This window comes from Arthrobacter sp. G119Y2, assembly GCF_038069765.1.
GTDB lineage: Bacteria > Actinomycetota > Actinomycetes > Actinomycetales > Micrococcaceae > Arthrobacter_B.
In genome coordinates, this window is record NZ_JBBPFS010000002.1 from 459,046 (window position 1) to 478,725 (window position 19,680).

General features: G+C 65.4%; 22 protein-coding genes and 1 other RNA gene. 13 read left to right on the plus strand and 10 right to left on the minus strand.

Annotated features, from left to right (window positions below; genetic code table 11):
• The first annotated feature begins 11 nt into the window (after positions 1-11).
• The 9 genes from prfB (at position 12) to WKB88_RS05850 (ending at position 7,808) form a co-directional block, all read left to right on the plus strand.
• Positions 12-1,130, plus strand: coding sequence for a peptide chain release factor 2 (gene prfB / locus WKB88_RS05810; protein WP_341393583.1), 1,119 nt, complete (start codon positions 12-14; stop codon positions 1,128-1,130).
• Positions 1,131-1,321: 191 nt separating this feature from the next.
• On the plus strand, positions 1,322-2,134 hold the full coding sequence (locus WKB88_RS05815; RefSeq protein WP_341393584.1) for a 3-hydroxybutyrate dehydrogenase: 813 nt from the start codon (positions 1,322-1,324) through the stop codon (positions 2,132-2,134).
• A 182-nt stretch (positions 2,135-2,316) separates the two neighbouring features.
• Positions 2,317-3,111 (plus strand): cell division ATP-binding protein FtsE, encoded by a 795-nt coding sequence (gene ftsE, locus WKB88_RS05820; protein ID WP_341393585.1) that lies wholly within the window; start codon positions 2,317-2,319, stop codon positions 3,109-3,111.
• Positions 3,108-4,019, plus strand: coding sequence for a permease-like cell division protein FtsX (gene ftsX, locus WKB88_RS05825; protein WP_341393586.1), 912 nt, complete (start codon positions 3,108-3,110; stop codon positions 4,017-4,019). The genes ftsE and ftsX overlap by 4 nt, the downstream gene beginning before the upstream one ends.
• A 53-nt stretch (positions 4,020-4,072) precedes the next feature.
• The gene (locus tag WKB88_RS05830; RefSeq protein ID WP_341393587.1) at positions 4,073-5,479 is read left to right on the plus strand and encodes a peptidoglycan DD-metalloendopeptidase family protein; all 1,407 of its coding nucleotides are present in this window, start codon (positions 4,073-4,075) and stop codon (positions 5,477-5,479) included.
• A gap of 42 nt (positions 5,480-5,521) precedes the next feature.
• On the plus strand, positions 5,522-5,995 hold the full coding sequence (smpB, locus tag WKB88_RS05835; RefSeq protein WP_104052511.1) for an SsrA-binding protein SmpB: 474 nt from the start codon (positions 5,522-5,524) through the stop codon (positions 5,993-5,995).
• Complete coding sequence (locus tag WKB88_RS05840; protein WP_341393588.1) at positions 5,995-6,357, plus strand: hypothetical protein; 363 nt, start codon at positions 5,995-5,997, stop codon at positions 6,355-6,357. The genes smpB and WKB88_RS05840 overlap by 1 nt, the downstream gene beginning before the upstream one ends.
• A gap of 101 nt (positions 6,358-6,458) precedes the next feature.
• Positions 6,459-6,828: a transfer-messenger RNA gene (gene ssrA / locus WKB88_RS05845) on the plus strand.
• A gap of 344 nt (positions 6,829-7,172) precedes the next feature.
• Positions 7,173-7,808, plus strand: a complete 636-nt coding sequence (locus tag WKB88_RS05850) for a uracil-DNA glycosylase (protein WP_341393589.1) — start codon at positions 7,173-7,175, stop codon at positions 7,806-7,808.
• A 140-nt stretch (positions 7,809-7,948) separates the two neighbouring features.
• Here WKB88_RS05850 and WKB88_RS05855 read toward each other — a convergent pair whose 3' ends face one another.
• Complete coding sequence (locus tag WKB88_RS05855; protein WP_341393590.1) at positions 7,949-8,338, minus strand: hypothetical protein; 390 nt, start codon at positions 8,336-8,338, stop codon at positions 7,949-7,951.
• 174 nt (positions 8,339-8,512) lie between these two features.
• On the minus strand, positions 8,513-9,004 hold the full coding sequence (locus tag WKB88_RS05860) for a DUF1269 domain-containing protein (protein WP_341393591.1): 492 nt from the start codon (positions 9,002-9,004) through the stop codon (positions 8,513-8,515).
• A gap of 248 nt (positions 9,005-9,252) precedes the next feature.
• Here WKB88_RS05860 and WKB88_RS05865 point away from each other — a divergent pair, with 248 nt between their 5' ends.
• Positions 9,253-10,962, plus strand: a complete 1,710-nt coding sequence (locus WKB88_RS05865; protein WP_341393592.1) for an alpha-glucosidase — start codon at positions 9,253-9,255, stop codon at positions 10,960-10,962.
• Positions 10,963-11,009: 47 nt separating this feature from the next.
• Positions 11,010-11,450, plus strand: coding sequence for a DUF2568 domain-containing protein (locus tag WKB88_RS05870; protein ID WP_341393593.1), 441 nt, complete (start codon positions 11,010-11,012; stop codon positions 11,448-11,450).
• A gap of 3 nt (positions 11,451-11,453) precedes the next feature.
• Here the strand turns inward: WKB88_RS05870 and WKB88_RS05875 are convergent, their stop codons facing one another.
• From WKB88_RS05875 to WKB88_RS05910, 8 genes are all read right to left on the minus strand, one after another.
• The gene (locus tag WKB88_RS05875) at positions 11,454-12,566 is read right to left on the minus strand and encodes a carboxylate-amine ligase (RefSeq protein ID WP_341393594.1); all 1,113 of its coding nucleotides are present in this window, start codon (positions 12,564-12,566) and stop codon (positions 11,454-11,456) included.
• A 142-nt stretch (positions 12,567-12,708) separates the two neighbouring features.
• Positions 12,709-13,080 carry a fluoride efflux transporter FluC gene (locus WKB88_RS05880; RefSeq protein ID WP_341393595.1) on the minus strand — a complete coding sequence of 124 codons (372 nt, stop codon included), beginning with the start codon at positions 13,078-13,080 and terminating at the stop codon, positions 12,709-12,711.
• On the minus strand, positions 13,077-13,550 hold the full coding sequence (locus WKB88_RS05885; protein WP_341393596.1) for a fluoride efflux transporter FluC: 474 nt from the start codon (positions 13,548-13,550) through the stop codon (positions 13,077-13,079). Before WKB88_RS05885 ends, WKB88_RS05880 begins: the two co-directional genes overlap by 4 nt.
• Positions 13,547-14,362, minus strand: a complete 816-nt coding sequence (locus tag WKB88_RS05890) for a class I SAM-dependent methyltransferase (RefSeq protein WP_341393597.1) — start codon at positions 14,360-14,362, stop codon at positions 13,547-13,549. Before WKB88_RS05890 ends, WKB88_RS05885 begins: the two co-directional genes overlap by 4 nt.
• Before the next feature lie 2 nt (positions 14,363-14,364).
• Positions 14,365-15,174, minus strand: a complete 810-nt coding sequence (hisN, locus tag WKB88_RS05895) for a histidinol-phosphatase (RefSeq protein ID WP_341393598.1) — start codon at positions 15,172-15,174, stop codon at positions 14,365-14,367.
• Positions 15,175-15,286: 112 nt separating this feature from the next.
• Complete coding sequence (rsgA, locus tag WKB88_RS05900; RefSeq protein WP_341393599.1) at positions 15,287-16,402, minus strand: ribosome small subunit-dependent GTPase A; 1,116 nt, start codon at positions 16,400-16,402, stop codon at positions 15,287-15,289.
• The gene (gene aroA / locus WKB88_RS05905) at positions 16,402-17,796 is read right to left on the minus strand and encodes a 3-phosphoshikimate 1-carboxyvinyltransferase (RefSeq protein ID WP_341393600.1); all 1,395 of its coding nucleotides are present in this window, start codon (positions 17,794-17,796) and stop codon (positions 16,402-16,404) included. The genes rsgA and aroA overlap by 1 nt, the downstream gene beginning before the upstream one ends.
• A 4-nt stretch (positions 17,797-17,800) precedes the next feature.
• Entirely contained in the window at positions 17,801-18,382 is a 582-nt protein-coding gene (locus tag WKB88_RS05910; RefSeq protein ID WP_341393601.1) for a DoxX family protein, read from the minus strand.
• 347 nt (positions 18,383-18,729) lie between these two features.
• Here WKB88_RS05910 and WKB88_RS05915 point away from each other — a divergent pair, with 347 nt between their 5' ends.
• Together WKB88_RS05915 and rsrA are read left to right on the plus strand one after the other, a co-directional pair.
• On the plus strand, positions 18,730-19,413 hold the full coding sequence (locus tag WKB88_RS05915) for a sigma-70 family RNA polymerase sigma factor (protein ID WP_341393602.1): 684 nt from the start codon (positions 18,730-18,732) through the stop codon (positions 19,411-19,413).
• Positions 19,410-19,670, plus strand: a complete 261-nt coding sequence (gene rsrA / locus WKB88_RS05920) for a mycothiol system anti-sigma-R factor (protein ID WP_341393603.1) — start codon at positions 19,410-19,412, stop codon at positions 19,668-19,670. Before WKB88_RS05915 ends, rsrA begins: the two co-directional genes overlap by 4 nt.
• Positions 19,671-19,680 lie beyond the last annotated feature (10 nt).

Consider the following 19,680-nt stretch of genomic DNA (forward strand, 5'->3'; position numbering starts at 1 on the left):
CTGTAATCACCATGGCTGAAATCGATTTTCCCGCGGAGATCCGCGCCCTCAGGTCCACTTTCGCGTCCATCGAGCAGGTCTCGGATGTAGCAGCAATCAAAGAGGACATCGCCGAGCTGAGCGAAATGGCGGGGGTTCCCGATCTTTGGGACGACCCCGCGGAGGCGCAGAAGATTACCTCCAAGCTCTCCCACCGGCAGACCGCGCTGGAACGGCTGGAAAAGCTGGAGTCCCGCATCGACGACCTTGAAGTGCTCGTGGAGCTGGCACAGGACGAGGCGGACGCCGAGTCCAAGGCAGAGGCCGCCGTCGAACTCGAATCCCTCCGCAAATCTCTGTCCCAGCTTGAGGTGGTTACCCTGCTCTCCGGAGAGTACGACGAGCGCGAAGCGGTCGTGACGATCCGTTCCGGCGCCGGGGGAGTGGACGCCGCTGACTTCGCGGAAATGCTGCTGCGCATGTACCTGCGCTGGGCCGAACGCCACGGCTATCCGACCACCGTCCTGGACACCTCCTACGCCGAGGAAGCCGGCCTCAAATCCGCCACCTTCGAGGTGAAGGCACCCTACGCCTACGGAACCCTGGTGGTGGAAGCCGGCACGCACCGGCTGGTGCGCATCAGCCCGTTCGATAACCAGGGCCGCCGCCAGACGTCGTTTGCCGCCGTCGAAGTCATTCCGCTGATCGAGCCCACTGACCACATCGACATCCCGGACAACGACATCAGGGTTGATGTTTTCCGTTCCTCGGGTCCGGGCGGCCAGTCGGTGAACACCACGGACTCCGCGGTCCGCCTGACCCACCTTCCCACCGGCACTGTCGTCTCCATGCAGAACGAGAAGTCCCAGCTGCAGAACCGCGCCGCCGCGATGCGTGTGCTGCAGTCCCGCCTTCTGCTGCTGAAGAAGGAACAGGAGGACGCCGAGAAGAAGGCGTTCGCCGGAGATGTGAAGGCGTCGTGGGGAGACCAGATGCGTTCCTACGTGCTGAACCCGTACCAAATGGTCAAGGATCTGCGCACCGAGCACGAGGTGGGCAACACCTCCGCTGTGTTCGACGGCGAAATTGACGACTTCATCGACGCCGGGATCCGCTGGCGGGCCAACGGCAGCGTCTCCGCGCGGAAGTAACCCGGAAGTAGCGGAAGTAACCCGGCACCCCGGAAGCGAGAATCCGGGCCCGCCCGCGTTGCCCCGGAACGGCAACGCCCTCCGGCAACGCCGGAAACCCTCAACGGAAGAGGGTCGCAAAGCCGGCAGGTGAATGCCATGATGCTGCTCGGAGGCTGCGGACGACAGCCGGGACCGGCAGGAGCAGCGGGATGGATACTACGGCAAGCGGCAGCGGCGGGGCTCCGCACAGCGGCCCCGCGCCGCACGGAAGGAGCGGTGCCGGGCTGGACGGGCGCACCGCCGTCGTCACCGGCGGCGGCGGCGGAATCGGTGAAGCCTGCGCCCGGCACTTCGCCGCACTCGGTGCCAGGGTGACGGTGGCGGACCTGAACAAAGCCGCCGCGGACAAGGTGGCCGGCGAAATCGGCGGCACGGCATGGCACGTGGACCTGAGTGATACCGGTGCCTTGGAGGACCTCGTCCTGGACACCGACATTTTGGTGAACAACGCAGGAATCCAGCGCATTGCGGCCCTCGAAGACTTCGACCCCGATACCTTCCGGCTGATCCACCGCCTGATGCTTGAAGCGCCGTTCCTGCTGATCCGGGCGGCGCTGCCCGGCATGTACGCCCGCGGCTTCGGGCGCATCATCAACATCTCCAGCGTCCACGGCCTGCGAGCGTCAGCCTTTAAGAGTGCCTATGTGAGCGCCAAACACGGGCTGGAAGGCCTGTCCAAGGTGACAGCGCTTGAGGGCGGCCCGCACGGGGTTACCTCGAACTGCATCTGCCCGGCCTATGTGCGCACACCTCTGGTGGAAACACAGATAACGGACCAGGCCCGCATTCACGGGATTACGGAGGCGGAGGTCCTGGAGTTGGTGCTGCTGACGGAACCGGCGGTCAAACGGCTGGTGGAACCGGAGGAAGTTGCTTCGCTGGCCGCCTGGCTCGCGGGCTCAGACGCCGGAATGGCCACGGGTGCTTCCTACACACTGGACGGAGGCTGGTCCGCCAGATGAGGATGAAGACCCCGGGCCGGTACCGTTTCCTCCGGCGGGAGGCCGCAAACGCGCAGGACCGGAGCGACACACCTGCCGGAATCTGCACCAACGGGTAGAACCGTCGATATAGTCGAACAGCCGGCGCCCTTACCCCAAACCAAGGCCCGTCTTCCGGCCGCATCGACGGGCGCTAAGCAGACATGATCACTTTCGACAACGTCACCAAGGTCTATGACCGCAATTCCAGGCCTGCCCTGAACTCCGTGAATCTCGAAGTTGACCGCGGAGAGTTCGTATTCCTGGTTGGCGCATCCGGATCGGGCAAGTCCACTTTCATCCGGCTGATCCTCAAAGAGGAGCACGCGTCCCGCGGGACCGTATACGTAGCCGGGTCCAATGTCGCCAAGATTCCGAGCTGGCGCGTGCCGCGCCTGCGGCGAGGAATCGGCGTCGTGTTCCAGGACTTTCGGCTGCTGCCGAACAAGACCGTATTCGCCAACGTGGCGTTTGCCATGCAGGTGATCGGCCGCAGCCGGGCCGTCATCCGCGATTCGGTGCCCGAGGTCCTGAAGACCGTCGGACTGGAAGGCAAGGACAACCGTCTGCCCCATGAGCTTTCCGGCGGTGAGCAGCAGCGCGTGGCCATTGCCCGGGCCATCGTCAACAAGCCGGGAATCCTCCTTGCCGATGAACCCACCGGAAACCTGGACCCCACCACTTCGCTTGGCATCATGAAGGTCCTGGACCGGATTAACCAGAACGGCACCACTGTGGTGATGGCCACGCACGACGACGACATTGTCAACGCCATGCGCAAGCGCGTGGTGGAGCTGCACCACGGAAAGATTGTCCGCGACGAACGCGAAGGCATTTACCTGGGCGCACCGCAGACCCAGCAGGGGAGCATCATCCCGGTCAACCCGGATCCGGCGAACGGTGATGCCGGGGCAACGGGCGGCGGAAACGGCTCCGCCGGAGCGGGGGCCTCCAAATGAGGCTGGCATTCGTCCTCGGGGAAATCGGTTCGGGTATCCGGCGCAACCTCTCCATGGTGGTCTCCGTCATCCTGGTCACCTTCGTCTCGCTCACCTTCGTTGGCGCGGCCGGACTCCTGCAGCTGCAGATCGGCCAGATGAAGGGGTACTGGTACGACAAGGTGCAGGTAGCTGTTTTCCTGTGCGTGGATTCCTCGACCACTCCGTCCTGTGCCTCCGGACCGGTGACGGACGAACAGCGGGAGGCCATCGAAGAGCAGCTCGAATCTCCGGCCTTCGCCCAGTACGTTGCTTCCGTCGACTATGAGGACCAGGCGACGGCGCTGAGCCACTTCCGGGACCAGTTTGCCAACTCTCCGCTGGTTGACTCCGTAACGGCAGACCAGCTGCCGGAATCCTTCCGCGTCTCTCTGGTGGACCCGGAAAAGTACGAGGTTATTAACGAAGCATTTTCTTCCATGCCCGGCGTGGAAACAGTCAGCGACCAGCGCGAACTCCTGGAGAAGGTCTTCTCCTTTATGAATATGGCGTCCCTGATTGCCCTGATAATTGCCGGCGTGATGCTGGTGTGCGCCATTCTGCTGATTGCCACCACCATCCGGCTCTCAGCCTTCAGCCGCAGACGCGAGACCGGAATTATGCGCCTCGTCGGCGCCTCCAAGGCAGTAATCCAGCTTCCCTTCGTCCTGGAAGGCGTTATTGCCGCGGTCATCGGCGCCGTCCTGGCATCGGGTACGCTATGGGCAGTGGCACATTTCTTCATTGGTGCCCTGGCCAAGGCCTATCCCGCAACCGCGTTTATTAGCGCCCAGCAGGTACTGGTGCTGAGCCCGGTCTTACTCGTTGTTGGTGCGCTTCTGGCAGGAATTTCATCACTGCTGACGCTCCGCAGGTACTTAAAGGTTTAGAGTGTTGCAAACTCTGAAAAGAAAGCTGACAAACTCCATGGACGGTTCCATCAATGGTTAGCGCCCACCAGCGGCAGTCGCTGACGCCTGCCCTGCGCAAAACCGCAGTAGGCGCGGTCGCCGCGGCAATGCTGACGCTGACCCTTGCCTTCAGTGGAACCGCCGCTGCTGACGAACTCGAAGACCGCAAGGCAGCGATCGAGAGCGAGCAGCAGAAGGTGCAGGAAACCTACGAGTACCTTGACGCTGAAACCAGCCGGAAGGTTGCCGAACTGGCGATCTACCAGCAGCAGCTGCCGGGGGCGCAGCAGGCACTGACCGACGCGGAGGGACGCGTTTCCACAGCAGCGGGCAAGGTATCCGCCCTGACTGACCGCGTGGCCCTGGCGCAGGAAACCCGCAGCACCATCACCGCGCAGATCGAGCAGGACCAGGCGGCGATGGATGACACGCAGGCTGTGATCGGACAGATCGCTGCCCAGGCGTACAAGAGCGGCGGCGTTCCCTCGAGTTTCTCGCTGATCCTGGGCGCGGAGGGCGCCGACAGCCTCACCGACTCCATGGGCCTGGCGGAGCAGGTGCTGCGCGGACAGAACGCCGCCATGCAGGAGCTGTCCCAGCAGAGCGCAACCAACGTCAATTCGGAAGCACGCCTCGCGGCCGTCGAAGAGGAGATATCCAGCCTCAAAGAGCAGGCCGAGGCCGCCCTCAAGCTGGAGCAGGAAGCCCGGGATGCGGCAGCGGCGGAGAAGGCCAAGGTCGATTCCCTGATCGAGCAGACTGCCGCGGCGAACGCGGCGCTCGAAGCCCGCAAGCCCGTTATCCAGGCGCAGCTCGCGTCGCTGGAAACAGCGAAGGCCAAGGCAACAGCGGACATTGCCGAACGGCAGCGTGTCCTCCTTGAACAGGCACGCAAGGAAGAGGAAGCCCGGATCGCCGAGGCGAACCGCCGCGCGGCCGAGGAGGCCGCACGGAACAACCGCCCGGTACCGCCTCCCGAGGTGCCGCCCACCACGCCCACCAACCCCTCGGCCTTTGGCCTGAGCCTTCCCGTCCAGGCCCCGATTTCCTCGGGTTTCGGCTGGCGGGCCACCCCTCCGGGCAGCATCGACTTCTTCGGCACCGGCGGATACCTCCACTCGGGCATCGACTTCGGGGCCAGCTGCGGGACCCCCGTTTACGCCCCGGCGTCCGGCGAGGTCTGGCGGGCGGACCAGGGCCAGCCCGACGGCATGATCGGGACCGGAAACCGTGTGGTCCTCAACCACGGCGTCATCGGCAACAGCGCCCTCGCCACGAACTACTACCACCTGACCAGCTACGTGGTTTCCGTGGGCCAGTGGGTCAACGCCGGCCAGCTGATCGGCTATGTGGGAACCACCGGGAATTCCACCGGCTGCCACCTGCACTTTGAGACTGTGCTGAACGGCGCACTGGTTGATCCGATGGGCCTGTTGTAGGCCTACAATAGAGTTTTCCGTTCATCGAAAAGGAGTTGCACCGTGCCCAAAGAAAGTGGCCGTAAGGTAGTGGCCACCAACCGCAAGGCCCGGCACAATTACGAAATCCTTGACACCTACGAAGCCGGCATGGTTTTGATGGGAACTGAAGTCAAGTCGCTGCGTGAGGGCCGGGCGTCGCTGGTGGACGGGTTCGGCACGTTCTACAACGATGAACTCTGGCTCGAGGCTGCCTACATTCCCGAGTACCTCAACGGCAGCTGGACCAACCACTCCGCCCGCCGCCGCCGGAAGCTGCTGCTGCACCGGGAGCAGCTGGACAAGATCATGCAGAAGACCCGGGAGTCCGGGTTCACCATCGTTCCGCTCCAGCTGTATTTCCTGGACGGACGGGCCAAAGTGGAGATCGCCGTCGCGCGCGGTAAGCGCGACTATGACAAGCGCCAGACACTGAGGGAAAAGCAGGACAACAGGGAAGCCCTGCGTGACATGCGGGAGAAAAACCGGGGCGCCTGATGAGCGGCACCTTCTGGGCGCTGCAGTCCGAGGAGGAAATACCCGAGCACAAGGTCCGTGCCCCCGTGTGGGCCTGGATCGTCACCGGAATCGATCTGCTGATCGTGGTTTCCGTGATCCCCGTCGTGATCCTTGTGGTTGTCCCGTTCTTTTTCGTCTACTACGTGTATCTGGCATCCCTGCTGGTCTGGATCGCACCGGCCCTGGTTGCAGCCAACGCCGCACTGTTCGTCTGGGCGCTCCGGCACCGTGCTGCCGGAAAAGCGGCCCTGAGCATTCTGGGGGTGTTCTTCGCGGCAGTCTCCTGGCTGGTCCTGAAGCTGTGGGAGATGCCGGTCATCATCTTCGGCGTCCGCTTCTAGCGCGGGATAGGCTATAGTTAATCAACCGGTCTGCGGACCGGTTGGAGTTCCAGCCAGTTCCTACGGCTGGTTGATAACTAAACAGGTAGCAATACCTACAAGGGGATGACAGGTTTCGACGGTGTTAGTCGAGACAGGTGAAGCGGGCCGAGGATGCAGGGTTATCTCGTAAACGCTCCTTGCAAAACAATAAGTGCCGATTCAAAGCGCACTGACTTCGCTCTCGCTGCCTAAGCAGCGGGCATAGTCCGTCAGCCCGGGAATGCTCTCGTCCCGGATCCTGGCGTCATTTAGAGGGCCACTGCTGAACATGCTCGCCGTTGGCGTGTTCGGGACTCTTAAACGGCTGGGCCCGGATCAGCTGCTTGTCTGCATGACAGCTGGGGCCAAGAAAATCCGATGCAGACTGCGCCCGGAGAAGCCCTGACAACACGACATCGGACGGGGGTTCAATTCCCCCCATCTCCACAGCAAAACATCCCTTCATAAAAAGCAGGAAAAGTGCCTCCGGGTTCTTTTCCTGCTTTTTTATTTGGCCTTCCCGCCCCTGCCGGCGCGAGTTGTTAGTCACACGCCGCCCGTTTTCGGCACTCGGCCCGCCCGAGTGTGGAGGTACCGGCGGCAGGGATTGCTAGACTGGCAGGAGTCGGAAAACTGATCGCAAGGCAGTGCATTCGGCCCTTCCGCTGTCGGCGGTTCCGCGGATACAGCCGCGCACCGGCGCTGCGGCTCGGCAGCATCCGCCCGTACGCGCTCCGTCCGGGCACATGAGCTATAACCGGTCGAAAAGACCCCTGTAGGAGACGCACCACTTTATGCAAAGCCTGGACCACGGAACACAGTCCGAAGAACTCTGGAACCGCCGCTATGACGACAACGTTGCTGAAGTAAATCAGCTCTGTGATTCGCTGAAGGCGCTGAAGCCCGGCACCGAGGTGCCCTACGTCGACCCGATGCATGACGTGGGAGAGACCCGCATTGTTAGTCTGTTCTCCAACATTGGCACCGCCCACAAGTCCGGTTTCATCACCGCCGGAGATGACGACGCCGTCGCCCGCCTCCTTGGGGTCCACTGGCAGGTGGGACTGCGTCCCGAATACGTCATGCCCTGGAACACCTACCCCTGGTTTGTTCCCGGCGAGCCCAACGGCAAGCTGACCAAGGAACAGATCCAGGAAGGCCTGAAGCCGCTGCTGCGTTTCCTGGCGCTGGTCCCGCGCGCCTCTGCGATCGTTGCCCACGGTACCGAGGCCCAGCGGCTGTGCGCCGCCTTCCTGAAGACGGAAAACCGCATGATCTACCGCCGCAGCTTCAAGATCTACAAGGCACGTTCCGTGGACGGACGGGCGTTCGGCGCAACTGCGGAGCGGCAGGAAGAGGGCCTGGCCACCATGCGGATTGCTTATAAGGATGCGATGGCCCGGACCGGGCTGGCTCTTCCCGGAAACTGATTTCCGCAAACTGAGCGGCACATAAAATGCCAGGCACCCCGCGGTTGCGCGGTGCCTGGCATTTTCTTTTGTCCGGAGCCGGGAAGTGCCGACCCAGGCAGTAGCGGAACTAGGCAGTAGCGGAACTGGCAGCGCCGGACCTAGTCGTCAGTGCCGGACGGCCGGTCTGCGGCGGGTACATCGACGTAGCCGATAAAGCGGGTGCCGATGCCGTCGTACTCGCCGCGGATGAGTCCGGCGGCCGGAGCCGGCAGGTCGGTATGCGGGTGGTCCGCGCAGGCCAGAAAAGCGAAGGCCGGCCACCACTTCTTGGGACGGGCGTTCTCCCGGTAGCCGCAGACGGTGCATTCAAGCTCCACCCAGACGGGTCGCTTTCCCGTGCGGTTGGCCCGGGACTGGAGAAGCCACTGGGGCGGATTGGCCTGCAGGTCTGCAAGCTCCTGCTCGGACATACGGGCGGGGATTCCGTGGCGGGAGGCCATTTCAACGGGGATATCTAAGGCAAGGGCAGCCTGGCGTCTGGTAATCATCCCCATCAACGATACGGGACCGCGCTGCCCCTGCCGCGCCCCGGGCCCTGGACAGACCGGAACGGACCGGAACGGACTCGCCGGAACAGACCGGAGGCCGGACCGCCGTGACGGTCCGGCCTCCGGGCGGCCCGCGCCTAGGTCCCGGCAGGAACCGGGGGCCGACGCTTTGAATTAGTCTGCGAATGCCTGGCGCAGGTTTGCTTCCTGCTCCTTGGAGAGATTGGTCGCAATGAGCTTGGCATCCGGGAAGCTGCTGCGGAACGCGTCCAGCACGCGGTCCTCGACAACATCCGTGGACAGCACAAACAGTGCGGATGTTCCCGGAGTAACTTCAGAACGCACCTGCTTGATGAAGTTGTCGTCGACGCCCACGTCCACCATGGAAGCAGACAGGGCGCCCACCGCAGCACCCACCACCAGGCCGATCAGGGGTACGAAGAAAATCAGGCCGAACAAAAGACCCCAGAACCCGCCGCCAAGGGCTCCGGCTCCCACAAGGTGATGCTCCTGAATGGTGCGGGGCTTTTTCTTATCCTGCGGCCAGGTAACGATGGCTGAATCCTGCACATTGATGAGGCCCTGCGACTGCAGGCTGGAGAGTGTTTCAGTTGCTTGCTCAGCAGCACCTGAGTCCGGGAATTTCCATACGGTCAATGTTGCCATGGCATTGTCTCCAAACGGTCGAGATCCAGAAAACGTCCGCGCGGTGGGACCGATCTGGGGAAGTAGCGCCCACACTAATGACCCTGCAAAGCGGGTGACAAGGAAACGACGGCACCCGGGCAGGACTCGCTGCTTCACACCGGGTGCCCCTGTCCGCCGGCAGGGGTTCGACGTAGAATGCTCGGACCTGCGCGTGCGTGCCGAGGCAAGGGCCCGGCGGCCTGCGGGACCGAGCGAGAGGTGCCGCCATGAGGGATCCCGACCGGCCTGCGTGGTGGACAAACGCCGTCGTCTACCAAATTTATCCTCGAAGTTTCGCCGACAGCACCGGCAACGGCAACGGAGACCTGGCTGGAATTACGAACAAGCTGGATTACCTCGCAGAGCTGGGTGTGGACGTGATCTGGTTGTCGCCCGTTCACGAGTCACCCCAGTTCGACAACGGGTACGACATCAGCAATTACCGCCGCATTGATTCGATGTACGGTTCGGAGGCAGATTTCGACACGCTTCTGGACGGTATTCATGCCCGGGGCATGAAACTGATCATGGATCTCGTGGTGAACCACACTTCCAGCGAGCACGAGGGTTTCCGCAGGTCTGCGGCACGGCGGGACAGCGAGGAGCGGGACTCCTATTGGTGGCGGGATCCGCGCCCCGGATTCGAGCCCGGCGAACCGGGCGCCGAGCCCAACAACTGGGGCTCCCATTTCGGCGGCTCCGCCTGGACCTACGATCCGGCGACGGAACAGTATTACCTGCACCTCTTCACTCCGCAGCAGCCGGACCTGAACTGGGAGAACCCGCGGGTCCGGGCCAAGGTCCACGCCATGATGAACTGGTGGATGGACCGGGGCGTGGACGGATTCCGGATGGATGTCATTAACTTCATTTCCAAGGACCCGTCGCTGCCCGACGGCGTCGTCGAGCCCGGAGGCGTCTGGGGCGACGGCGCTCCGCACTTTACCTCCGGACCGCGCATCCACGAGTTCCTGCAGGAAATGCAGCGCGCCGTCTTCCAAAACCGGACCGGAGATTATTTGACGGTGGGGGAGACCCCGGGGGCCACTGTGGACCAGGCGGTGCTGTTCACCGATCCGCACCGCGGTGAACTGGACATGGTGTTCCAGTTTGAACACGTAAGCCTGGACCAGCGCCCCGGGAACAAGTGGGAGTACCACGAACTGGACCTGCGCGACCTGAAGACCAGCTGGAACCGCTGGCAGCGGGGATTGGCGGCAACAGGCTGGAACAGCCTGTACCTGGGCAACCATGACCAGCCGCGGCACGTGTCCCGGTTCGGTGATGACGGCGCGTACCGGTATGAATCCGCAACCCTGTGGGCCACCCTCCTGCACCTGCACCGCGGAACGCCCTACGTTTTCCAGGGCGAGGAGCTGGGCATGACCAATGCCGGTTTCACCGAGATTGGCGACTACCGCGATGTGGAATCGCTGAACTTCTATGCCGATGCCCTCAGCCGGGGGGCCGAGCGGGAGACGGTACTGCGGGCCCTGCAGGCGATGAGCCGCGACAACGCCCGCACGCCCATGCAGTGGACGGACGGACCCCATGCCGGGTTTACGTCCGGGACCCCCTGGATACCGGTGAACTCCAACTACCGGGACATCAATGCGGAACGGGACCGTGCCTCGGACCGGTCCATCTACCGCTACTACCAGAAACTGATCCGGCTGCGGCATGAATCGGATGTGGTGTCGCTGGGAGACTTTCATCTGCTCGACGCCGAGCATCCGGTGCTTTATGCCTTCCGGCGCAGCCGGGGCGACCAGCAGTTTCTCGTGACCGGCAATGTGTCCGGCGAGGAGCTGGAGCTTCCCTCAAACCTGGGGTCGGGAGACCTCATTCTGGGCAACTACGGTGACGCGGGCGACCCGCACCGGCTGCGGCCCTGGGAGGTGCGCGTCGTGGATATCTCGACCTATGAGAACGGGTAGGCCGTTTCGTCCTCGGTTTCATCATGGCTGGGGCTAAAGTTGCTGCTGTGACAGACAAAGAAATCGCTCCGGCCCGCAATTCCGCTGCCGGGGCTCCGCACCGGACCAGCCCCTCACCCGCGCGGCAGGTCTTGGCTTTCGCGCTGGAAACGGCCCTCCTTTTCGCCGTGGCATACGGGGCCATCAGAGCCTTCCCCGGCTATGAAGCCGTTGCGGCTGTCGCGGCGCTGGCCTGCGGCGTGCTGCTCTGGGGGCTGCTGATGGCACCCCGGGCCAAAAACCGGCTGCCCTGGCCTGCGCTGCCCCTCGTGGCTGCCGGGGCATTCCTGGCGGGAGCCGGAACGTTGATGATGAGCGGGCTCCCGGTGCCGGCGCTTCTGCTGGGCGCAGCCGCTGCCGTCAACCTGCTGTGGGACCTGGTATCCGGGTATCCCGCCGTTGCGGCGCCGGCCAGACCGGCGGGCCGGCGTTCAGCGAAGCGGCGCTGACACTTACCCGGCGGTCAGCGACCGTGCAAACAGCGGCGCCAGCCCGGCGAATCCGGCGCGGCGCACCGCCTCCCGCTGCCGCTGTGCGCCGGTTCCCGTGGATAGCACATGCGCCATGCCGGTCTTGACGAACGGATAGTCCCCGGAATCTTCCAGGGCGGGACGGACGTAGTCCAGCAGGGCGCCCACCTGGCCGGATGCGGTCCGTCCGAGGTGTCCGCCCCCGTGGCCGTGGTCCAGAAGGTTACCGGCGAGTCCGAACCGCGCTGCCTGCCACAGGCCAACGTCCAGCATCTCCGCATCTGCCCGCGTGCCGGGGCTGCCTTCAGGGTCGGTGTCCTCTTCAGCGAGCAGCGTGGTCACCAGTCCGCGGATCAGCAGCGCCAGCAGAACGGTGTCCCTGGCCTCCAGCTGGGCATCGGCCACCCGGACTTCAACGGTGGGGAAATTGTGGGACAGGCGGGCGATCCAGCCGATGTGTCCGGGGTCCAGGACGACGTCGGTGGCCGTGAGCCGGGCCAGCCTGGCATCGTAGTCCGCGGCATCCTGAAAGAACGGAGGAAAGCCCTGCACCGTCCAGCGGCGGTAGTGGATGATCCGCCAACTCGCGAACCTGCTGTCCCGTCCCTGCCAATACGGGGAGTTTGCGCTGACCGCTCCCAGAGTAGCCAGCCACGGGCGGAGCCCGTTGAGGACCTGCACTCCTTTTTCCCTGGTGGGAACCGCAACATGAACGTGAGTACCGTTTACGTACTGCTCATCTCCGACGCCCCCGGCCATCTCGCCCATCTGCCGGTACCGAACGGTTGCGCTGACCAGCGCCGGTCCCGGCCCGGTCAGGGGAGCGGCCCCGGTCGGAGCGGCGGCAAGTCCCGCCTCGGCGGCGGCAGCAGCCAGGCGGCCGCGGAAGTCCAGCAGGGAAGCCAGCGCTTCCTCCGGCTCGCTGCAGATGGGGGTGGTACTTTCCACCTGGCAGGCCAGGAACTCCGCGGTACTTGTGAAGCTTCCGCCGTCACCGGGGGTCAGGGAACTGATGACCTCGGCCGCGCGGGTGCTCGGCACCGCTGTTCCCGGCTCCGTGAGCAGAAACTCTTCTTCAATACCGAAAGTGACCACGTAGTACCCCTGTTCCGCAGCAGAGAGTCGGGTGGAATGCCTTGAGGCCCCTAAGGGCGGAGCCCCAGATTACATGTGTCCGGGCCTTGGGGGACAGGTACCTCGACGGACAGGTGCCATGAGGGACAGGTAGTGCCCGGGTTCAGCTGAAGAGCAGCCGTCCCGCCGCCGCGGCGCCGACGCCGAGCACCAGATTGGCGGCGAGGTTCCCCGCAGCCGCCAGGTAGCGACGGTCCATCCAGAGGGCCAGGGTGGCGACGGTCCAGGAACTGAAAGTGGTGAGTCCGCCGGCCAGACCGGCGGCCGCAACCGGATAGCCGCCCGGGTCCAGGGCACCCCGGGTCAGCAGTGCGAAGCAGGCACCGATCAAAAAAGATCCGGCGATGTTGACCAGCAGTGTTGCCGCCGGGAAGGCGGCCCGTCCGGGACGCTGCCGCCGGGCAAACCAGGAGTCCAGGGCAAAACGGACCAGGGCGCCGAGCACGGCAGCCAGTCCCACCCAGAGCGCAGTCACGGGGCAGTCCCGGGGGAACGGCGGCGTCGTGCAGCAGCGGCACCGGCCCGGGATCCCAGCCGGAGTCCCGCGGCCGCGGCGGCCAGGCCGCACACCAGGCTCAGCGCCAGGTAACTGACCCACTCGCCGTGCAGGCCGGTGCCGAGAGGAAGTTCCAGGGAGAGGGCCAGTGCGGAAAACGTGCTGAAGGTCCCCAGGAACCCCGGACCGAGCCCGGCCCGAAGCCAAAAAGGGGCCGGCGCGTGGGAAAGCCACCAGGACGTGAGAAAGCCCAGGGCCAGGGAAGCGCCGGCATTGATGCCAAGCGTGGTCCAGTCTGTGGAGCCGGGTGCCGGCGGGAAAAGGAGCAGCAGCCCGTACCGGGCTTCCGCGCCGGCAAAAGCTCCCGCGGCCACTGCGGTCCAGACGCGCCAGCCCAGGTCAGGACTGGTTGGCTGTGCACCGGGCGGTGCACCGGAGGGCCCGGTCACCGGTGTGGCAGGGGCCCGGCGGATCCTGCCGCGGGAAGCATCCGCCAGGAGAGGGTCAGGTAGGGCAGGTCCACCGGTTCGCCGGGACGGTGGCCCAGATGGTCGAAGAGATACCAGGTCAGGTTGGCCAGGACCTTGCTGCGCACCGGTTCGGCCGCCGAAAGGTAGTAGGACCGGGACTTGGCCAGCTCCATCAGGTCCTCCGGGGTCATCGGCTGCGACCAGTGCGTGACATGGGAGGCATCCGGCACAAACTCCGGGCCCACGACCGGCCGGAAACCGGGCCGCAGGACATCGCCGGCGTGGATGATGCGGGAATAGCGGTGCACCCAGGGGACGCTTACGTCCAGCTGGTTCCAGATAAGCCCCAGGAAGCCGCCGGGGCGCAGTACCCGGGCGAGTTCGGTGCTCGCGGCAAGCGGGTCGCACCAGTGCCAGGCCTGGGCGACGGTGGCCGCGTCCACCGACGACGCCGGCAGTCCGGTGTCTTCCGCCGTTCCGACTCTGACAGGAACTTCGGGCAGCGCCTGCTGCAGCTGGCGGAGCATATCGGCGGAGGGGTCGACGGCGGTGGGCCGGTAGCCCGCGGCAACCAGGGCACGGGTGTATTTGCCCGTGCCGGCACCGATGTCGGCTACGCGGGCGCCGGGTGCTCCGCCGGGGCCGTCAACCCCTGTGAAGAGCCAGCTGACCGCTTCCTGCGGGTATCCGGGACGGATGCGGTCATAGTGTTCTCCGCCGGCCTCGTAGCTGCGCGCCAGCTCGCGGCGCCGCACGGCCTCAAGCCGCGGACCCGGTGTTGCTCCAGCCATGGTCAGAGCAGGTCGTCCAGGCCCGGGTTCAGGCGGTTGAGCACTTCGCTGTGCAGGGCGCCGTTGGTGGCCAGGGCATTGCCGCCGAACGGGCCATCCTCTCCTTCAAGGGAGGTGAAGCGGCCGCCGGCCTCAGTGATGATCGGAACCAGGGCCGCCATGTCATACAGGTTCAGTTCCGGCTCGCAGGCGATGTCCACGGCGCCTTCGGCCACCATGCAGTAGGACCAGAAGTCACCGAAGGCACGGGTGCGCCAGACCGACTCCGTCAGCCCGATGAATTCGTCGAAGTTTCCGCGATCCTTCCAGCCTCCGAGGCTGGAGTAGGACAGCGAGGCATCGGAGAGGCTGGAGACGTTGGAAACCTTCAGCCTGGTGGCAGCTGCCAGCGACCGGCCCATGTACGCCCCGGTGCCCGTGGCGGCCCACCAGCGCTTGCCCAGGGCGGGGGCGCTGACCACGCCGAGGACAGGGACGCCGTCGTCGACCAGGGAGATCAGGGTGGCCCAGACGGGAACACCGCGGATGAAGTTTTTGGTGCCGTCGATGGGGTCGATGACCCAGCGGCGGGGTCCCGAGCCGGTGGAGCCGAACTCCTCGCCGAGGACGGCATCGCGGGGCCGGGCACGGGAGAGCTGCCCGCGGATGGCGTCCTCCGCTGCCTTGTCCGCGTCGGTGACGGGGGTCAGGTCCGGCTTCGTTTCGACCTTGAGGTCCAGGGCCTTGAAGCGCGACATGGTCTGGTCATCCACGGAATCGGCCATGACATGGGCGAGTCGCAGGTCATCGTTGTAGTTCTGAGCGAACGGCATACTGTTCAACTTATCCTTATTCGGCGGGCGCTGCCCGCGATTGGACGGCTCCGGGCCCGGTGCGGCGCCGTTTGGGGCCGGTTTCGGGACGCCGGAGCAGGTACTGCGCAACTCACTGCGCGCCCAGCTCCTTGGCCGAGGCGCGGTTTTCGGTGCGGGTGCCGGAGCTGAGCAGCCTGCGCAGCGATGCCAGCCGGGCCGGGCCCGCAGCGCCGGCCTGTCCCGACTCCACCCACGGATCGAGTCCGCAGTCCCGGGCCTGGTCATCGTGCCGGCAGCCGCGTTCGCAGGTTTCGGTGCCGGGAGCCAGATCGGGGAAGGCCTGCAGGATGCGGTCGGGGTCCACATGCGCCAGGCCGAAGGACCGGATGCCCGGGGTGTCGATGATCCAGCTGCCGGGCGGAGCGTCCAGGACCTTCAGGGCCAGGGCCGACGACGAGGTGTGGCGCCCGCGCCCGGTGACGGCGTTGACGCCGCCGGTGGCGCGGTCGGATCCGGTCAGGGCGTTGACCAGCGTGGACTTGCCGACGCCGGAGTGGCCCACGAGGACCGAGACCTTGCCCTCCAGATGGCCGTGCAGCTGCTGCACGGCGTCGCCCTGCAGCCGGGCCGACAAGCCGTCGTCGGAACGGGCATCGATGCCCGAGGCGTCGTCGGCTGCCGTGCGGCTGATGATGACGTCCAGGTCCAGGTGCTCGTAGTTCGCCAGCAGCTCCGCCGGATCCTTGATGTCGGCCTTGGTGATGCACAGCAGGGGGGAGATGCCGGCGTCGTAGGCAGCAACGAGGGCGCGGTCGATAAAACCGGTGCGCGGCTCCGGATTGGCTGCGGCGACCACGATGACCAGCTGGTCGGCGTTGGCGACGACGGCGCGTTCCACCGGATCGGTGTCATCGGCGCTGCGGCGCAGCAGCGTGCGGCGGTCCTGGATGCGCACCAGCCGGGCGAGGGTGTCCGGTCCGCCGGAAACGTCTCCGACCAGCGACACCAGGTCGCCGGCCACCACGGGGTTGCGGCGCAGCTCGCGGGCACGTGCCGCCGTGACGACGCGTTCGGCGGGGGTGTTCTCGTCCACGACGGCTGTGTAGCGGCCGCGGTCGACGGTGATAATGCGCCCCGTTACGGCTTCGTCGTAGGCGGGGCGGTCCTTGGTGCGGGGACGGGAGCCTTTTTTGTTGGGGCGGATCCGGACGTCCGATTCGTCCCAGCTGCCGGTGGAGCGGGGCATCAGCGGAGACTCCCGTCGGTGGCGGCGTCTGCGCGCGCAGACGCGGGTTGCGCAGGTTGCGCGGGGGCAGCGGGAAGTCCGGACGCCGAGGCGGCCAGTTCCTGCCAGAGCTGCGGGAATTCGGGCAGCGTTTTGGCGGTCGTGCCGATGTCCCGGACCAGGACACCGGGCACGGCGAGACCGATCAGGGCGCCCGCCGTTGCCATGCGGTGGTCCGCATAGGTCTCAAAGGTGCCGCCGTGCAGGGGCGCCGGGCGGATGGACAGGCCGTCCGCCGTCTCTTCGGCGTCGCCGCCCAGACGGTTTATTTCCGTGGTCAGGGCAGCCAGCCGGTCGGTTTCGTGGCCGCGGAGGTGGGCAATGCCGCTAAGGACCGAGGGGGAATCCGCCAGGGCACAGAGGGCGGCCACCGTGGGTGCGAGCTCGCTTGTGTCGGCGAGTTCGGCTCCCGTGATCCTGCCTGTTCCGGTGACTGTCAGGGTGCCGCCGGACAGGGTGGCGGTGCCGCCGAGAAGGGGCAGGATCTGCCGCCACCGGTCGCCGACCTGGGCGGTCCGCTCCGGCCAGCCGGCCATGCGGACCCTGCCGCCGGCCACCAGCGCAGCGGCGAGGAAAGGGCCGGCGTTGGACAGGTCCGGTTCGATGGTGACGTCGAAGGCCCGGATGGGACCCGGAGCGACCTTCCATTCGTTCGGCACGGAATCGTCCACGTGAACGCCCGCACCGCGGAGCACGTCTACGGTCATGGCGATGTGCTCGCGGCTGGGCACGGTTGAACCCACGTGGACCAGGTGGAGGCCGTTCCGGAAGCGGGCTCCCGCCAGCAGGAGGGCGGAGACGAACTGGGAGGAAGCTCCCGCATCGATCTCCAGCCGGCCGCCGGCGACGTCGCCGGTGCCCGTCACCGTGAACGGCAGGGAGCCGGCGCCGTCGTCATGCACCGTTACGCCAAGGCCCCGGAGGGCGCTGATGGCTGCGGACATGGGCCGAAGGCGGGCGTGCGGGTCGCCGTCGAAGGCCGTGGTCCCGTTTGTCAGGGCGGCCAGCGGCGGAACGAAGCGCATCACGGTTCCCGCCAAACCGCAGTCAATCCGGGCGTCGGAGACACTCCCCGTTTCCAGCGGGCGCACCTCCAGATCCGGGCCGAAGGCACCGTCGCCGTCGACCTCCCTCACCTCGGCGCCCAGCGCCCTCAGGGAAGCGACCATGAGGGCGGTGTCACGCGAGTGCAGGGGGGCCCGGAGCCTGCTGGGCCCGTCGGCCAGCGCCGCGAGGACCAAATACCTGTTGGTCAGGGATTTGGAACCCGGGATGCGGACCTCGGCGTCCAGCGGAGCGTTAACCCGGGGCGCGGGCCAGGGAGAGACTGTCTGCGGTTCGGCGGGGTAGGACATGTGGCTAGGAACCCACAATGCCGGCTGCAGTGGTGCGGACGGTGCGGTTGGCCTTCTTCAGCTGCTTGGCAGCATCCTTCTTCACGGACCGCGACTTGCGGCCGGCGTCCCGGCCCAGGGACGACACGCTGCGGCGGGTGTCGTCAGCCAGGTGGCCGGCCCGCCAGGCGAGGCCCGGACGGCCGTTGGTGTCAACTGCAACCAGCAGGACCGCACCGATAAGGGAGAGGTTCTTCAGCAGGGCTGCGCGGCGTGCTTTGCGCTCGTCGGAGGTGTCGGTTTCCGCGTTCTTGTACTCCACCACTGCGTTCAGGACAGCGGTGCCCGTCAGCAGCAGGCCGGACAGGCGGGGCAGTTTTCCGAGGGCCAGGAGGGCGCCGGCAGCTACCTGCGTGGCTCCGAGGGCCTTGGCCACGAGCTGGGGGTTGCCGGTGACGGAGGCTGCGGAAGGAACCATGCCGCCAACGCGGTTCAGGGTGGGACGCAGCTGTTCAGCGGTCTGATCGGCATCCCGCAGGCGGTCAACCCCGGCTGCAATGAACCCGGTGGCGAGCAGCGGGCGGGCGAGCAAACGGACAACGGACATATTGACCTCCTGGTTGCTGTCCGGACTCGGAATAGCCGGGCAGAATACTCCTAGTTTGGCACTTTTACGGAGCGGGCACATCTTAGGTGACCGGCGGGTTCCGTAACGTCCGGACGGAATAAGCTCCCCGGTCGACGCGTTCAGAGGATAGACGGCATTTACGCCGGCTACTTCAATGCCGTCCCCGGGACACCGGAGGCAGGGCCTTCGGAGTCCGTAAACCAGTGAGGAGACTAAACGTGCCAGTTACCCTGGTCATGCCGGCTGCAGCCGCAGTTGCTTCACCCCCGGTATCTTCGGTTCAGCTAAGAGTGGAGACGGCGCCGCGCACCGTAGACTTGAAACTGATGAGAACTGATGCGCCGGAAGGCAGCCCCCAGGTGGAAGACTCCGAGCTGGATGTCGCTTCCGAATCGGAAGAGGCCCGCAAGATACGTTTCGAGCGTGATGCCATGCAGTATGTGGATCAGCTCTACTCTGCGGCCATGCGCATGGCCCGCAACCCCTCCGACGCCGAGGACCTGGTGCAGGAGGCCTATACCAAGGCATTCTCTGCCTTTCACCAGTATCGTCCGGGCACCAATCTGAAGGCCTGGCTGTACCGCATCCTGACGAATACGTACATCAACCTGTACCGAAAGCGCCAGCGCGAGCCGCTGCAGGCTAATTCGGACGGCGTGGAGGACTGGCAGCTGGCGCGCGCCGCCGAGCACAGCTCCACCGGGCTGCGTTCGGCAGAAGCCGTGGCGCTGGACCACCTTCCGGATTCGGATGTAAAGGATGCGCTGCAGTCCATTCCGGAGGAATTCCGGTTGGCCGTCTATTTCTCCGATGTGGAGGGATTTGCGTACAAGGAAATCTCGGAAATCATGAATACTCCCATCGGAACCGTTATGTCACGCCTTCACCGGGGCAGGAAAATGCTCCGCGAATTGCTTGCTGAATATGCGCATGAACGCGGTATCCGCGGCAAGTCGGCTCCTGCTGCTGCAGGTGCCTCACAGAACAAGAAACAGGGGAACACGCTATGAGCGATTGCCAAAGCCTGGGCGATTGCGAGGATGCCCGCATCGAACGGCTCTATGAATACTTGGACGGCGCGCTGTCCCACAAAGACATCGTTGAGATCCAGGAGCATCTGGACGGATGCCCCGAATGCGCCGAGGAACACGACCTCGAGTGCGTCATCCGGTCCGTCGTCAAGCGTTCCTGCACAGAAGCCGCCCCGGAAACTCTCAAGGCCAGCATCCTGGACCGGATCAGCCAGATCCAGACCGCCGACCACTAGGCCGCAGTAC

Excerpts from the sequence above, each read along its gene's own strand:
- prfB (WP_341393583.1), top strand. The coding sequence starts at position 12 with ATGGCTGAAATCGATTTTCCCGCGGAGATCCGCGCCCTCAGGTCCACT.
- WKB88_RS05815 (WP_341393584.1), top strand. The coding sequence starts at position 1,322 with ATGGATACTACGGCAAGCGGCAGCGGCGGGGCTCCGCACAGCGGCCCC.
- ftsE (WP_341393585.1), top strand. The coding sequence starts at position 2,317 with ATGATCACTTTCGACAACGTCACCAAGGTCTATGACCGCAATTCCAGG.
- ftsX (WP_341393586.1), top strand. The coding sequence starts at position 3,108 with ATGAGGCTGGCATTCGTCCTCGGGGAAATCGGTTCGGGTATCCGGCGC.
- WKB88_RS05830 (WP_341393587.1), top strand. The coding sequence starts at position 4,073 with ATGGTTAGCGCCCACCAGCGGCAGTCGCTGACGCCTGCCCTGCGCAAA.
- WKB88_RS05840 (WP_341393588.1), top strand. The coding sequence starts at position 5,995 with ATGAGCGGCACCTTCTGGGCGCTGCAGTCCGAGGAGGAAATACCCGAG.
- WKB88_RS05850 (WP_341393589.1), top strand. The coding sequence starts at position 7,173 with ATGCAAAGCCTGGACCACGGAACACAGTCCGAAGAACTCTGGAACCGC.
- WKB88_RS05855 (WP_341393590.1), bottom strand. The coding sequence starts at position 8,338 with ATGATTACCAGACGCCAGGCTGCCCTTGCCTTAGATATCCCCGTTGAA.
- WKB88_RS05860 (WP_341393591.1), bottom strand. The coding sequence starts at position 9,004 with ATGGCAACATTGACCGTATGGAAATTCCCGGACTCAGGTGCTGCTGAG.
- WKB88_RS05865 (WP_341393592.1), top strand. The coding sequence starts at position 9,253 with ATGAGGGATCCCGACCGGCCTGCGTGGTGGACAAACGCCGTCGTCTAC.
- WKB88_RS05890 (WP_341393597.1), bottom strand. The coding sequence starts at position 14,362 with ATGGCTGGAGCAACACCGGGTCCGCGGCTTGAGGCCGTGCGGCGCCGC.
- hisN (WP_341393598.1), bottom strand. The coding sequence starts at position 15,174 with ATGCCGTTCGCTCAGAACTACAACGATGACCTGCGACTCGCCCATGTC.
- rsgA (WP_341393599.1), bottom strand. The coding sequence starts at position 16,402 with ATGCCCCGCTCCACCGGCAGCTGGGACGAATCGGACGTCCGGATCCGC.
- aroA (WP_341393600.1), bottom strand. The coding sequence starts at position 17,796 with ATGTCCTACCCCGCCGAACCGCAGACAGTCTCTCCCTGGCCCGCGCCC.
- WKB88_RS05910 (WP_341393601.1), bottom strand. The coding sequence starts at position 18,382 with ATGTCCGTTGTCCGTTTGCTCGCCCGCCCGCTGCTCGCCACCGGGTTC.
- WKB88_RS05915 (WP_341393602.1), top strand. The coding sequence starts at position 18,730 with ATGAGAACTGATGCGCCGGAAGGCAGCCCCCAGGTGGAAGACTCCGAG.
- rsrA (WP_341393603.1), top strand. The coding sequence starts at position 19,410 with ATGAGCGATTGCCAAAGCCTGGGCGATTGCGAGGATGCCCGCATCGAA.